Source organism: Micromonospora sp. KC606, from assembly GCF_004348675.1.
Taxonomy (GTDB): domain Bacteria; phylum Actinomycetota; class Actinomycetes; order Mycobacteriales; family Micromonosporaceae; genus Micromonospora.
This window is the reverse complement of sequence record NZ_SMKN01000054.1, coordinates 13,307-27,761: the sequence shown is the minus strand read 5'-3', so window position 1 is coordinate 27,761 and position 14,455 is coordinate 13,307. Positions and strand designations below refer to the sequence as shown.

The window sequence follows — 14,455 nt, the reverse complement described above, 5'->3', positions numbered from 1 at the left end:
AGGGAGAACTGAGGATGCGTACCCCGACTGTCCGGACCGGCGCGGCGCTGGCCGCCGCCGGGCTGGCCCTGCTGGCCGCACCCGCGCCCGCCTCGGCCACGCCCACCCCCTCACCCGGCGCCACCCCGGTCACCCGGGCCGGGACGTCCTTCCTGACCGCCACCGGCGTCGGCGCCGGCCAGCCCGTCCGGGTGGACGCCTCCACCGGCGACCACCTCTACTGGTCGTTCTCGGCATCGGCTGGCGAACGGCACGAGATCAGCGCGACGGTGACCTTCCCGAAGGCCCGCAGCGGCGCCTCCACCTGGACCCTGGAGGTCTTCGACGGGCTGCGCCGGCGACAGTCGTGCACGGCCGGGGCGCAGGCCCCCACCGTGGCCGCCGCCGGCGGCAGCGTGTCGCTCGGTTGCACGCTGCGCCAGGTGCGTTCCTGGGCGGAGCCCTGGTCGGCGGACCCGCTGCCCGGCACCTACTACATCCGGCTGTCGGTGCCCGAGCTGCCCGAGGCCGACCTCGGCCTGCCGATCGACGTGGACCTGCTGGTCGGCGCGGACGGCGCGGGCTCCCGGGACGACGGCGAGCTGAAGGCGCCGCTGGTGCCGAACACGAAGGCGGGCACGGTGCTGGCCGCCGAGCCGACAGCCGCCCCCGCCGAGGAGGAGGCCGGGTTCTTCGACTGGCTGCCCGACCTCGGCTCCCGCTGGATCTGGAGCACGGTGGGCGGGATGCTCGCGGCCGTCGCCGGCGTGGTCGGCTTCGCGCTCACCCGCCGCCCCCGCCGCCCCTGACCGCCCGGGCTGGTGGCCGCCCGCCCGGGCGGTCACCGGCCCGGCGGGACGAATCCTCCGCCGTCACCGGCGTTGCGGTACGTTCACCAGCCATGGCAGTCGTGAACCTTCCGGCCACGGTCGTACCGGAAAGGGGACGGTGATGCGTGACCTGCTGCCGCCGACCGTGTCGGTCGTGGTGGCCGGGCCGGCGGACTGGACCGGGGAACTGCTGGCGGCCGAGCGGTCCGGCCTGAGCGAACGGGCGGTGGAGAGTCGGCGGCGGGACTTCACCGCCGGCCGGGTCTGCGCCCGGCGGGCGCTGACCCGCCTGGGGCTGCCGGCCGTGCCGGTGCCCGCGGCGGCCGACCGCTCCCCGGTCTGGCCCGCCGGCGTGGTCGGCACCATCACCCACACCCGCGGCTACTGCGCCGCCGCAGTCGCCCACGCCACCGACATACGGTCGGTGGGCATGGACGCCGAGCGGCACCGGAACCTCGACCCGGGGGTACGCCGGCTGATCTGCCGCCCCGAGGAGGAGGAACTACTGGCCCGGCTACCCGTCGGCACCTGGTGGCCGCTGGTGCTGTTCAGCGCCAAGGAAACCGTCTACAAGGTCTGGCACCCGGTTGTCGGGTCCTGGTTGGACTTCCAGGACGCGACCGTCGAACTGGACTTGCGAGCAGGGACGTTCACCGCCCGAATCGACCCGGCACGGGTGGCGGCGGCGACGGTGGCCGACCCGCCCGCCGTGATCCGCGGCCGGTTCGCGGTCGAGGGCGACCTGGTCCGCACGGCGGCGGTGCTGCCGCACTGACCGATCGGTCCCGCCCCGGCACCGAACGGGCAGGTTGGACCCGAGACATTCCCAGCTTGCCGGCACCCACTAGCGTCGGGTGGTTCGTGACGTGACCGACGTGCCGAGGAGTACGGTGAGCCAGCCCCAGCCCCCCAACGGGCCGCAGGATCCGAACCAGCCGCCCGTGGACCCGTTCCCCACAGCACCGGTGCCGCAGTATCCCGCCGATCCGACCGCGCCGCTGCCGCCGGTCTCCGGCGTCCCACAGAGCCCGTACGCCCCGGTCGACCCCACCACCCCGCAGCCGCCGGTCTCCGGCACGCCGTACCCACCCATGTCGGGCAGCCCGTACCCGCCGGTCTCCGGCACGCCGTACCCACCCATGTCGGGCAGCCCGTACCCGCCGGTGCCGGGCTCGCCGTACCCGGCCTACGACCCGAACGCCTCGATGCCGCCGGTGTCGGGTACGCCGTACCCGCCGGTCTCCGGCGGCGGCTACCCGCCGCCGCCCGGCGGTCCGTACCCGCCGGCGCCGGGGCAACCGCTCGGCCCGCCGGTGCGGTCCGGGTCGAAGAAGACGGTGTGGATCGTCGTCGGCGTCGTGGTGGCGGTGCTGCTCCTGCTCTGCTGCGGCGGTGGGGTGGCGGCCCTCGTCGCTGCCGGCAACGAGGTGGAGAAGAAGGCCGGGGAGTTCGAGCGGTCGCTGCCCACCCCGGACACGACCACCCTGCCCGGGCTGCCCGGGGGCAAGCCGTCGGCCAGCGCCCCGGCCGACGGCGAGACCTTCAACATGAAGCCCGGCGACACCCTGGTGCTCGAGGACGACGACGGCACCATCGAGATCGCCGTCCGCAAGTTCAGCACGTTCACCAAGCCGTGCCGCTCGTACGCCCGTCCGCCGGAGAAGGGCATGTTCCTGGTCGCCGACGTCACCGCGACGGTGACCAGGGGCAGAGCCTCGATCAACCCGTTCTACTTCAAGTGGGTGGCCGAGGACGGCACCACCAGCAACGGGTTCTCCGCAGCGTTCTCCGGCTGCGGCGGCGACATGCTCGGCTCCGGCAGCGGCCTGCCCAGCGGCAGCAAGCGCACCGGCGTGGTGGTGTTCGACGTCAAGGACAAGAACGGCGTCGTCGAGTACCAACACCGGTTCGAGACGGCCGGCTCCTGGAGGCCGTGACGGCTCCGCCCACGTGAGTACGGGCCGGTCCCCGAGCGGGGACCGGCCCCTCTCGTCGTCGGCCGGCGAAGGTGGCACGCGTCGTCCCGTCCCCCAGGGCCAGGGACACTCGCGGATCGGCCAGCACGTAACGCGCCTTCACGCTGCGATCGTCGCAGCCGATCCACCACGCCCCGTCGTCACGCACGAACCAGACGGGCGTCACATGCGGCGAGCCGTCCCGGCGCAACGTACACAACCAGACGTTGCGCTCCTGCCGGAGCCGGGCCTGGACATCGACCGGAACAAGCTGGTCAATGGGCGCATTGGATCACACCGGCCCGGGGTCGCCCACGGATCGGGGCCCGTGCGACGGCCCGCCGGCGTGCTCCGCCCGGAAGCAGGGCCTCATCGCTTGTGGACGCTCCAGGTGTCCTCCACCGTGTCGTGCAACAGCACGCCGAGCTACTACTGAACGCCCGGCCCGGATGCAGGCCGTCGACGGGGCCTCGACCGGGCCGCCGCCGAGCGGGAGCGAACCCCCACGGAAACCTCCCCGCGTCACGAAGCCGGGGCCGACGCCGGCGAACGGCGGGAACTCTCCCCGATCACCAGTTCGTACCGACAGCGGATGTCGCGGTGCTCGATGCCGGCCGTCGACCGGATCCGTTCCGCCAGCGCGGACACCGCGAGGGCGGCCATGTCGGCGAAGTCGGGGGCGATGGTGGTGAGGGTGGGGATGGTGAACCGGCCCTCCTCGACGCCGTCGAAGCCGGCGAGACCGAAGTCGGCCGGCGCGTGCAGGCCGTGCTCGTGGGCGGCCCGCAGCGCGCCGATGGCGAGGACGTCCGCGAAGCAGTAGATCGCGTCGGGACGCTCCTCCTGGCGCAGCAGCTGGTGGGCGGCCTGCGCGCCGGCGGTCTTGCTGTAGGGGGCACCGGGCACGACGGGGGCCAGGGCGCGGTGGGAACGCAACCCCGCGGCGCGCAGCGCCTTGTGGTAGCCCTTCAGCCGCTTCACGGCGGTGGCATGGGGCGGATCGTCCTGCCGGCCGATGACCGCGATGCGCGAATAGCCCTGCTCGACGAGGTGCCCGGTGATCTGGTACGACGCTTCGATGTTGTCGAACATGACGTGGTCGCACGGGCCGGAGTAGTCCCGCTCGCCGAGCAGGACCAGCGGGATGGACCGGCTGCGGCGACCGAGCTGCCGCTGGTCCAGGGTCAACGGCGACATGATGACGCCCTCGATCAGCGGATCGTACAGCCCTTCGGCGGCGCTCAGCTCGACGTCCGGGTCTCCGCCGGTCTCATCGATCAGCAGGGTGTAGCCGGCTTGCCGGGCAGCGCCGATCATCGCGGTGGCGACCTCCGCGAAGTACGGGTTGCGAAGGTCGGGCACGACCAGGGCGATCACGTCCGACCGCCCGGTGCGCAGCCGCCGCGCCGAGAGGTTCGGCCGGTAGTTGAGCTCCTCGATGGCGGCGTAGACCCGCGCCGCGGTCGCCGCCGACACCTTGCCCTTCGTTCCACGAAGCACATTCGAGACGGTCTTGATCGACACTCCGGAGCGAGCCGCCACGTCGTGCAGGGTCGGCCCATCCATCTGCGCCTCCGCTGGTGATCGACAGTGAGAACGTACAACGGCCGCCGGTCGAGCTGTTTCCCCGCGACAGATGATCGCCTATTGTGACTGCTCGCCGGGGGCGGAGGTACAACGTAGGAACCAGCTCACGGTGATCATACTCACCACCACGCCGGCAAGGGAAACCCTCACCCCTACCCGTCCATCCGCTCGGAGCCGACCACGCGGCGGGTCTCACATCGCCGCGATCCACCGCCCGCGACACCTCACCACCGCCCGTCTCCGGGCCGCCCCCGACGCCAACCGGCGGACGGGCGAGCCCGTCGCGCCTGAGCGGAACACCGAAGAAGTAATCCCCCATGACCTTGAGAACAAGGATCCGTCGCAGCCGAACACGATCCCTCACATGGTGCCTCGCGGCCCTTCCTCCACGAACTTCCCAGCAGGTCGGGAACCTGCCCCGCCGGCACTGTCCTGCTCGCCGGGATGCTCATGCCCAGCGACCGTTCCAGCAGCCGGCTCGTGGTGTACGCCAGCCTCGACCGGGGAGCCACCTGGTCGCTGCGCAGCACCGTCGACACCGGCGGCCCCGCCAACTACGACCCGAGCCCCACCTCGACCACGACAACGGTCTGGGAACCGTCGCTGATCGTGGACGGCACCGCAAACCTGGTCTGCTACTTCTCTGACGAGCGGCAGAAGGCCAACAACGTCCTGCAGGCGGTCTCGTACCGGCGCTCCACCGACGGGGGCCTGACCTGGGGGGCGTTGAACAACTCTCCGCCCCGACCAACAAGAGCGACCGGCCGGGCATGATCACCGTGACGCCGAACTGGACCAGATCCAGGTGTACCGCCCGGGGGTTGACGCCGATCCCGAGTTCAAGCTGGTCAACCGCAACAGCGGTAAGTACCTGGAGATCCTGGGCGCGTCGACCACGGACGGGGCCGGCGCGACGCCAACTGCGTCTGCCAACGGTGGCAACTGATGCGGGAAGGCATCCAGTAGCCCGGCAACCGTACGGCGCCCACCCTGGCAACGCGGCAGGCGCCGTACGGGTCGTTTCCCTACCCGCCATGCCCCGGAGACTGCTCATGGACGCCCGCCCACGCGAGGATGCTGCCGCAGTTCCTACCACCGCTGCACAAACGTTCTCGTCCCGCAGGCGGGTCGTACCGGCGCAGGTGTGGTGCCACCGGGTCGACTCGCGGTCCAATCGCCGCCACGTGAGATCGGGCGGGCGGCGGCGGGCCGCGCCGGACAGGTGCCCGACGCGGCCCGGAGATCGGTGCCGACCGCTGCCGGCCGACACCGGGCGTCAGCACGCCAGGGTGGAGATCGGTACGCCCGTCAGGCCGTCACCCCGGACGAAGCCGGTGACGCCGGTGCTGTTGTTCGTGACGTAGTACCAGCCCCACCCGTCGTCACCCACCGCGCCGCACCGCAGGGTCGCGCTCTGGCCCACGTAGCCCAGGCCCAGCACGGTGCAGAGCGTCGACGGGCCGCTGCGCAGGCGGATACCGCCGCCCGAGAAGCCGACGCTGCGCGGCTCGTAGGCGCCGGGCACCCAGCCGCAGCGCGGCGCCATCGCCGTGACCGGGCCGGTGCCGGCTGGGTCGCCAGCAGAGATCCGCGCCGCCGGGGCGGTACCATCCGTGCTGCCGCCCGCGCCCGGGGCGGTCGCGATCTGCGGGGCGGACTGCGCGGTCGCCGGGCCGGCTGCCACGACCGGCCCGACCAGCAGCGGTAGGCCGAGGGCCACGGCGAACGCCGCCCGGCGCGCGACTGCGGTGAGCTTCATCTGCTACTCCCTGTCTCGTAGTCGTCCCCGCCCATGCGGCACTGCCCGTAGCAGCGAGAACGGCGGCGAAGTATCGAGCTACTTCATCCTATGGGCGCGCCCGGTCCAGTCGGTTGTCGTGGCGTGCTGTTTACCGCTCGGTGTCCGATTGCCCTGTGCCGTCGAGCCGGGTGGAAGAGGTCGGGTCGGGGGTGAGGTCGCCCTCGGCGGGGGTGACGGGCAGTGCGGACGCGTCGACGTTTTCGTCGGGGTGTTGGTGAGAACCGCGACACCAGGGGCCACCGCCCGTCGCATCCCGTGAGCAAGAAGCTACGGTCGGTGCGGGGCGGAGTGGGTAACGTTCGTACCCCTAGATCACGAGATGAGGCCGACTTTCAGCGCGAGGTCACGGGCGTCATCGCGGGTGGAACGCGGACCGTCGAGCAGATCCAAGGTGATCTGACGGGCGTACCCGTTGCAGCGGAGCGTCTCCGGAGCCGACTCGTACGCCCGCCGCAGGGTCGTCACGGTCGCTTCCCGGTCGTCCTTGCCGTAGTGCGCCCAAGCGACCTCGATGAGGTGACGTGCCCGGCGCGGCCTCGACGGGATCGCCGCCTCGTCATGACGGCGCGCCTGCCGCACCGCCTCGCCGGACCTCTGCAACTACACCGCCACGGTCACCGCATGAGCGCCCATGATGACCTGAGAGAAGGACGTCTGCGGCTGGTGATAGATCTGCCGGTAGCCGCTGTGCCACCTGGTCCGCGCGATGATGCTCCGGCCCGTTGACCACGGCAGACCGGTCGCTCAACTCCCCGACCAGGGAAGACACGCCGACCTTGAGGGCACGCGCGATCCGGTCCAACATGTGCACCCGCGGCGGCAGAATCCGGTCGGTCTCGACCGCCTTGACCCACTCGGCGCTGCGACCCACCAACCCAGCGAGCACCGCGCGAGTCTTTCCGGACCGCTCCCGGTAGACCTTAAACCGCTGCCCGAAAGTCAGCTCCAGCAGGGATTCCATCCCGGAGCTCCTCATAGTGCGGGATGCACTACCGACCCATCGGCCGCCGTCACGCCCAACGCTACCGACCCGCCCGCCACCTCGTAATCCCTCACACGCCGGACACCACCCGCCGTCCTCCCCCGCGTGCCGGCAGGGCAGTCCGTCAACTTCTCACTTGTACTTCTGGCGCTCCGTCTGGCCTCGTCCACGCACTTCTCCGACATCGGGCGGATCTGTCGCTGGCCGGCCTCTGCTCTCACCGTTCGCTCTGTTGCTGTCACGGTTGCTGCCGACAGCAACAGGGCTGACCGTTTCGGTGTACACGCGGGCATAAGAATTTCGGCACGATCGGCCGCCCGACCATTCCACCACCGTCGGCATCGTGACTGATCGTCGCCGTAGTGCCGGTTGGCTATCCGATCAGGAAGACGGATTCGTGACTGCGCGGACACTGCCAGCAGGCAACGCCGCCGCTGAGGGTCGCGGTAGGAGGATGAGCGTGCCCGGGCAGACATCCGGGCCAGGTAATATCACCCTCATCGAACTCCTTTTCCTGCAGCAAGTCGGCCATCTCAACGATTGCCAACTCCAAGTCGCGGGTCGGACGCAGACTGCCCAGGATGCCCTCCTGCGTCTGCCCCCGCCTGCCGAAGCACACGTGTAGGGCGTCGAGGGCGTCCAGGTACACGCCCACCGGCTGAATGACGGCGCCCCGCCGAGCGAAGTCCTGCGCCACCCGGTGCACCGCGCGCTCGTAACACTCCAGAGCGCCCAGCACCAGATCGACGTCCTCGTCGCCGTTCGACACTAGGGTGAGGCTAGTGCACCGCTTGGTCAGAAACGACCGGCCGGCTACTCGGCGACGAGCTGGCGGCGTTACTCGGCGGGCTGAGCACGAAGGTGATGTGATCGTCGAAGCGGTTGTCGCCCCAGCTCCCCAAGATGGCATCGATCCAGACCTCGTGAACCCCGCTGTGGTGGTAGCAACTTGCGAAGTAGACAGCTAGAGCGGTGTCACCTTCGTGGATGTTGACCCAAGTCCGCTCCGCTGGCGTGTTGCAGCATTGGCAAACGAACTTCCGTACCTGGCGGTTGCTCTCGTCGATCGTGAGGTTTACCGCGCGAACACTAGTGCGGCCCAACGCCAAGCGCGATCCCTCGTCCGTAAGAACTGCGCGCCTCGTTCGCCGGCGTCCGGGGATGTCCTCAGCCTCGGCCGACCGGCCACATCGGGCCGGCCATAGCCGCCCTTATCCGGCCCAGGTGCTGTCACGGTTGCTGTCAGCAGGACCGAAAGCCTCGATCATGATGCTCAGCTGACTACCGAGTTCCCGGAAGCCGAGCCTGCCAGCCAACCGCCGCGACGGCTCCGGGCGTGCCCGCCACTGCGGTAACAGCCGGTTCCGAAGCGCTTCGGCCACTGCCGACGAGGCGACCGTACGCGCAAGTCCCCGATTCCGGAACTGGGAGCCGGTCAAGACGCACAGGTGCGCAACGGAACCGGGCCAATGGCGGTAACCGGCTGCCGCCAGCACCTCCGCCCCACATCGAACGACGAACACAGGTGAGGTGGGCACAGCCTCGACTCTGCGGCGACCAACACCCGCACGCCGCTCGCCGGGAAGCTGGTCGCCACACCGGCCAGGCTCACCCAGAGGTGTTGGACGCGACCCAACAGGCTCATCAACGCATCGTCGCTAACCTCCCCGCCCGTGGCTACCGACTTTGACCGAAGAGTCGCTGACCGCTCCGGTGTAAAGAACGATCATGGCCTCGGACCGTCACGGCGTTCGCGCGTGGTCGCTGAGGGGCTGAGTGGCCCGATACGCGCTGATGATGGTCTGCTCGATGCCACTGCCGGCGTTGCCGCGCGCCGTCACTCGCAGCGAGACCGCCTGGCCGGCGGTGGGCTGGGGCAACTCAGCCTGGTACGTGCCTTCACCGGAGCGCGTGACCCGCACGGGTCGCCAGGTGGCGCCCTCGTCGAGGGACGCGGACAGGGTGAAGGACGTGACGGCCTGTGCCCGGACGCCGCGTGCCTGGCGGACGGTGAAGGTCGCTGTGCCGGATGCGGTGGGGTGGTTCGCCGCGTCCAGCGGTAGGGCGTAGTCCACCGACAACAGCGGCAGTGGGACGCTGCGGGTGCCGGTCGGGCCGGTGGAGCGGAAGGTCCAGGCGGTGGTGACCCGGGTGGACACCGGCAGGACGGCGCTGGCGTCGATGTCGTAGGTCAGCCGGTAGTCGGCGGCCCGCCGTGGCAGGGTGAAGTCGGCGATCGAGGTGTCGACCTGGCCCACGGTCCGCCCGTCGCGCTGAAGGGTGAGCGTGCGCTTGATGTCGAGATCGACGCCGTCGGCCAGGCAGTCGAACCGTCCGTGCTGGTCGGTCAGCGTAACAAGTTCGATGTGCAGGTTGCCGCTGGTGCGGCTCGGCGCGTGGGGCTGGCATGCGCTCGGGGAGCCGGCCGGTTCGTCGTACCAGTCGGAGCGCAGCGGCTGCCGGACCCACACCTTGTCCTGCCGGCTGCCCGGCGCGTACCGCCTCAACCCCTCCTGGGTGACCGTTCCGTTCCAGAATGCCACGTCCACCCAGTCGAAGCCGGGCGACACGTAGTCGGTGCGTTCACCGGAGAGGGGGCCGGTGGTGTTCTCGGCGAGGAACACACCTTCCGGGCTGATCCCGTACCGCTTGTGTCCGGTGCCGGAACCCGGTGTGTCGAGCTTGTGGAAGTGCTGGTCGATCCGGGCGAGGGTGGCGTGCTCGGCGGCGGTCACGCGGTACGTCGGATCGTGCGGAATGCCGTTGCCGAAGGGGTGAATGAGGTCGTAGAGGTACGGGCTCTGCCCGCTGCCCGGCGCATCCAGGCCGAAGGCCGCGTACGCCTGGAACGTCCCGAGGCCGGTCCCGCTGTTCGGCACCACCGACACGTTCCCCGCCTTGGCGGCGTCGCCCCAGGCGAAGGTGAAGTCGCTCCAGCCAGGGCCACGCCGGGGCATCTGCACATAGGTGAGCCCGATCGAGCCGGCCTCGGTGGCGACGCCGTCGACGCTCGCCGAGAGCCGCCGGGCCTGGGACAGGTCGAGCCGCACCGACGTGTCGCCCGCGACGTCCATGTCCGGGTCGCCGGCCAGGACCGCGCGTTCGTCGTCGGCTGACCACGACGTGAACGAGGCCATGACGCTGTACCGGCCGGCGGGCACCCGGAAGGTCAGCGTGTCACCGGCGCGGCCGGACTCGGCGCGGGCGTACACGGCCCGGTCGTCGAGGTTGACCACCTGCGCCAAGACCCATCCGGTCACCCCGTCCGGGACACCCGGAATCGCGGTCGTCTCGACGGTGAGGTCATAGCTGGGCGGCTCCACGTAGAACGTCACCGGCGTACGCGATGCAACGTCACCGCCGACACGGGCCGTGACCACGGCTGTGTGCAGGCCAGGACGGGCTGCGAACGCGGCGCGGTCGACGCGCAGCGTGACGCCGTCGCCGGCGCCCGCGGCGAGTCGCACCTGATCGGCCGAGAGGGTGGCGGCGCCGTCCGGTGCGGCGACGCCGTGGCGATCGGTCACCGCCACGTCGAGAGCGGCCACAGCCGGTCCGGCTCCGGTGTTGACCCACGCCAGCTTCGCCTCCGCCGTGCCGGCCTGCGGGTGGGTGAGGGTGCCGAGATCGACCACCGGCCGGGTGCCGACCACCCCGGACAGGGTACGGGCCACGTTGAGCCGCCCGGCGCCGCTCGCGTACACGTCAGCGTCGGTGATCGGATCGGCCGTGCCGACCAGTGCGGCCTTGAGCTGCTCGGCTCGCCAGTCGGGGTGGCGCTGGGCCAGGACGGCGGCCGCGCCGGCGACGTGCGGGGTGGCCATCGACGTGCCGGAGGCGGCCACGTAGCGTGCGTCGACGGCCCGGCCCATGGTGGTGCCGGCCGCACGGGCCGCGACGATCTCCACGCCCGGCGCGACCAGTTCGGGCTTCGCGACGCGGGTGTTGACCAGCGGCCCGCGGCTGGAGAAGTCGGCGAGCAGGTCCCTGCCGTCCACCGCGCCGACGGTGAGCGCGGTTGCGGCGGCGCCCGGTGTGGAGACCGTGCCGTCGGCGGGCCCGTTGTTGCCGGCCGCGACCACGAACAGCGTGCCGGTCCGCCGGGACAGCGCGTCGAGCGCGAGCGACATCGGGTCGGTACCGTCGCTCGGTTCCCATCCGCCGAGGCTCATGTTCACCACTGCGGCTCGGCTCGCGGCCCACTCCATTCCGGCGATCACCCGGGAGTCGGTACCCTCGCCGTCGTCGCCGAGGACCTTGCCCACGACGAGGCGCGCGCCCGGTGCCACGCCCCTGCGCGTGCCGCCCGAGGCCGCACCGGTGCCCGCGATCGTGGCCGCCACGTGGGTGCCGTGGCCGACCTGGTCGCTCGCGTCGCCGCCGTCGACCGTGAAGTCCATCTTCTCCGCGATCCGTCCCGCGAGATCCGGATGGCCGGCGTCGACGCCGGTGTCCAGCACCGCGACCCGTGCGCCCTCGCCGGTGTACCCGGCGTTCCACGCCTGCGGCGCGGCTACCTGGCGCAGGTTGCGGTCCCACCGGCCGGTGGCGGTTCCCGACGCGAAGGTGGCCCGCACCCGCCGGTCCAGCCACACCTTCGGCGACGGGCCGGAAGAGCGCACCACGGTCGAGCGGGCCGACAACGACCGGATGAACTCCGCGCCCGCCGTCTTCGAGCGGTGACCCGCGACCGCCGCGATGCTCGGCAGCGCGCGGGGCCCGGCCAGACCCGCGACGAGAGGGTCGGCCGTCAGCCGCCGTGCCTGCCCGCCGGGACGGACGATGAGCGGCAGGTCTTTCGTCCGCGCGTCGTCGTAGCCGTCGAGGATCAACGCGGTCACGTCGAACAGAGTCGGGTCCAGCGCCGAACCGATCATCGGCGCCACCCGGGCCGGCACCACCCGCACGTGCCCGTCGGGGCCGCAGCTACGGGTCAGCACGCCGCTCGTGCCGGCCGGGCGCACGCTCACCGCCGGGCAGCCCGACGACGTGCCCCGAACGGTCACCACGTCCCCGGTCAACAGCGTAACCGTGTACGTCCGTCCGGCCGGAAGCAGCGACGGGGCGGTGGCGCTCGCCGTGCCGGTCGCGCCGCTGCGGACCTCCCCCGCGACGCCCACGCCGGGCACCCCCGACGCCGTCAGCAGCACGCCGACGGCGGACAACCCGAGCACCAGTTGACGTCTGCCGCTGCGCATCCTCACGCCGTTCATCGAGACATTCACACCCCTAGGATGGGCGCGGACGCCCACGGGGTTGCCCGAACCGTCGGATCAAACAATCGCGCGTAGCCGATACGGCGCGCCGTCAGCGGTGGCGGCGGCGACGTACGCGATCAATCCGTAAGACCGGACAACCGGGTGCTCGTCCGCGCCCGTCTGAGGGTTGATGACCCAACGGAGGGACGGGCGATGCGGGATACTTCGGACAAGGAGTACGTCGACTACGTCTCGGCACGGATTCCCGCGCTGCGACGGTTGGCGTACCTCCTGGCCGGCGACGAGCACCGTGCCGATGATCTGGTCCAGCAGACCATCACCACGCTGTACGTGAAGTGGCGGCGCGCGCAGGCCGCCGACAAGCTCGACGCGTACGTCCGGACGATGCTGGTGCGGACGTACCTGGACGAGCGACGGCTGGCGTGGGCGCGCGTCCGGTTGTTCCGCGAGACACCTGAGCCACCGCCGTTGCGGGACGACGGCGTGGAGGAGCGCCAGGTCGTCCGGGCAGCACTGAGTCGGGTGCCCCGCCGGCAGCAGGCCGTGCTGGTGCTGCGGTTCTTCTACGACCTGCCGGTCGACGAGGTGGCCGCGACACTCGGCTGCTCGTCCGGCACGGTCAAGAGCCAGACATCCCGCGGGTTGGCCACGCTGCGGCGCCTGCTCGGTGAGCGGGACTTCGCAGGTTTCTCCGCCGTGACCTGAGGAGCCGATGATGCCATCCGAACTCGATCTGCTGCGGTCGCTCGACGGCGAGCCGCACACCCCTTCCACCGTGGACATCCGGCGGGCGATCGCCGAAGGACGGCGCCGCCGGGTCCACCGCGGCGTCGGTTACGCGGGCGCCGCGACGGTGACCGCGCTCGCCGTCGCCGGCGCCTCGGTCGTGGGGACGTCCCACCACACCCCGTCGCGCACCACCGCCGGGACGTCGCCCACCGCCGCCTCCGCCCCGCCGAAGGCGGCGTACACGATCCCCGGCACCGCCGGCTGGAGCCCGGCGGCGGCGACCCCGCCCACCGGTTGCGCGCTCAACCGGCTGCCCACACCGGACGACGCGCCGATGGCACTGGTCACCGGCGCCGACCCCACCGGCCGGTACCTCGTCGGGCGCACGTACCCGAAACCCGGCAGCTACCAGGCGGTCATCTGGCACGACGGCGACGTCCGGAAGGTGATGCTCCCCGGTGACCTGGAGGAATCACTGCAGGACGTCAACTCGACGGGCACCGCGGTCGGCTGGAGCTACACCGGAGGCGGCGAGGCGGACACCCGCCCGATCCCGTACGTCTACCGAGACGGGAAGGTTTCGGAGCTGCCGGGAGTGCGGCGCGGAAACGCGTACGCGATCAACGACGCCGGAGCCATCGTGGGCGACGACGACACCGGTAACGCCGCACTGGTCTGGCCGTCGGCGACCGCCGAGCCGATCCGGCTGCCACTGCCCGCCGGCGCGTCGCAGGGTACGGCCCGCGACATCGACGAGGACGGCACCACGGTCGGCACCATCAACAACGAGCGGCCGTACGTCTGGTTCCCGGACGGCACCCACCGCGAACTCCCGATGCCGAGCCTCGACGGAAAGCAGGCCACCACCGCCCGGGTCTTCCACATCCGCAACGGCTGGGCGACCGGGGTGGCCAGCAACGGTCTGGGCCGCGACGGGGCAGCCAACCCGTCGCCGGGACGGTCCGACGCGAGGGCAGAGCGCGACCGGACGAGGGCGGTCCGGTGGAACGTCCGCACCGGCGAGGTGCGCGTGTTCGGTGCGTTCAAGAACATGGCGGACACGGTGAATGCGCACGGCTGGCAGGTCGGCATCGACGAGCGGGGGCGCGCGGTGCTCGTCGCCGACGCCGCCACGGTGGTGCTGCCGGCTCTGGCCAATCCCCAGCCGGGCAGCCTGTCCAACATCGCGACGACGTTGAGCGATGACGGACGCACCATCGCCGGCCAGTCGGACGACGCGACGGGCACCATCCAGGCCGTCGTCTGGCGCTGCCGGTGACGGAATCCGGCGCATCCGCCGAGTAGCCGAACGAGAGCACGGATGGGGGCCGACCCGACTGGGTCGGCCCCCCATGTCGGCGTGCCGGCACCCG

11 protein-coding genes and 1 pseudogene are annotated in these 14,455 nt (G+C 71.5%); 6 read left to right on the top strand and 6 right to left on the bottom strand.

The window, feature by feature from the left end; genetic code table 11:
• Nucleotides 1–14 precede the first annotated feature (14 nt).
• The 3 genes from E1193_RS13845 to E1193_RS13835 all read left to right on the top strand — a co-directional run bounded on the left by E1193_RS13845 (nucleotide 15) and on the right by E1193_RS13835 (nucleotide 2,746).
• On the top strand, nucleotides 15–788 hold the full coding sequence (locus E1193_RS13845; RefSeq protein WP_132183591.1) for a peptidase: 774 nt from the start codon (nucleotides 15–17) through the stop codon (nucleotides 786–788).
• Nucleotides 789–930: 142 nt separating this feature from the next.
• Complete coding sequence (locus E1193_RS13840; protein WP_132183590.1) at nucleotides 931–1,584, top strand: 4'-phosphopantetheinyl transferase superfamily protein; 654 nt, start codon at nucleotides 931–933, stop codon at nucleotides 1,582–1,584.
• 115 nt (nucleotides 1,585–1,699) lie between these two features.
• Nucleotides 1,700–2,746 (top strand): hypothetical protein, encoded by a 1,047-nt coding sequence (locus E1193_RS13835; protein ID WP_132183589.1) that lies wholly within the window; start codon nucleotides 1,700–1,702, stop codon nucleotides 2,744–2,746.
• On the opposite strand, the gene E1193_RS13830 is transcribed toward E1193_RS13835, so the two are convergent.
• Nucleotides 2,679–3,044, bottom strand: coding sequence for a pyridoxamine 5'-phosphate oxidase family protein (locus E1193_RS13830; protein WP_132183599.1), 366 nt, complete (start codon nucleotides 3,042–3,044; stop codon nucleotides 2,679–2,681). The genes E1193_RS13835 and E1193_RS13830 overlap by 68 nt on opposite strands.
• Before the next feature lie 242 nt (nucleotides 3,045–3,286).
• Complete coding sequence (locus E1193_RS13825; RefSeq protein ID WP_132183588.1) at nucleotides 3,287–4,330, bottom strand: LacI family DNA-binding transcriptional regulator; 1,044 nt, start codon at nucleotides 4,328–4,330, stop codon at nucleotides 3,287–3,289.
• 471 nt (nucleotides 4,331–4,801) lie between these two features.
• Between E1193_RS13825 and E1193_RS13820 the strand changes: the two genes are divergently transcribed.
• Nucleotides 4,802–5,125 carry a hypothetical protein gene (locus E1193_RS13820; RefSeq protein WP_207922691.1) on the top strand — a complete coding sequence of 108 codons (324 nt, stop codon included), beginning with the start codon at nucleotides 4,802–4,804 and terminating at the stop codon, nucleotides 5,123–5,125.
• A gap of 502 nt (nucleotides 5,126–5,627) precedes the next feature.
• Here the strand turns inward: E1193_RS13820 and E1193_RS13815 are convergent.
• The 4 genes and pseudogenes from E1193_RS13815 to E1193_RS13795 all read right to left on the bottom strand — a co-directional run bounded on the left by E1193_RS13815 (nucleotide 5,628) and on the right by E1193_RS13795 (nucleotide 12,359).
• Complete coding sequence (locus E1193_RS13815; protein ID WP_132183587.1) at nucleotides 5,628–6,110, bottom strand: hypothetical protein; 483 nt, start codon at nucleotides 6,108–6,110, stop codon at nucleotides 5,628–5,630.
• Between the two features lie 354 nt (nucleotides 6,111–6,464).
• Nucleotides 6,465–7,113: pseudogene (locus E1193_RS13810) on the bottom strand (helix-turn-helix transcriptional regulator).
• A 394-nt stretch (nucleotides 7,114–7,507) separates the two neighbouring features.
• Nucleotides 7,508–7,903: a hypothetical protein gene (locus tag E1193_RS13805; RefSeq protein WP_132183586.1), complete on the bottom strand. Its 396-nt coding sequence runs from the start codon at nucleotides 7,901–7,903 to the stop codon at nucleotides 7,508–7,510.
• Nucleotides 7,904–8,876: 973 nt separating this feature from the next.
• Nucleotides 8,877–12,359 (bottom strand): S8 family serine peptidase, encoded by a 3,483-nt coding sequence (locus E1193_RS13795; protein WP_243707599.1) that lies wholly within the window; start codon nucleotides 12,357–12,359, stop codon nucleotides 8,877–8,879.
• Between the two features lie 186 nt (nucleotides 12,360–12,545).
• Here E1193_RS13795 and E1193_RS13790 point away from each other — a divergent pair, with 186 nt between their 5' ends.
• Nucleotides 12,546–13,058, top strand: a complete 513-nt coding sequence (locus E1193_RS13790) for a SigE family RNA polymerase sigma factor (protein ID WP_132183585.1) — start codon at nucleotides 12,546–12,548, stop codon at nucleotides 13,056–13,058.
• Nucleotides 13,059–13,068: 10 nt separating this feature from the next.
• Nucleotides 13,069–14,361, top strand: a complete 1,293-nt coding sequence (locus tag E1193_RS13785) for a hypothetical protein (protein WP_132183584.1) — start codon at nucleotides 13,069–13,071, stop codon at nucleotides 14,359–14,361.
• Nucleotides 14,362–14,455: the final 94 nt, after the last annotated feature.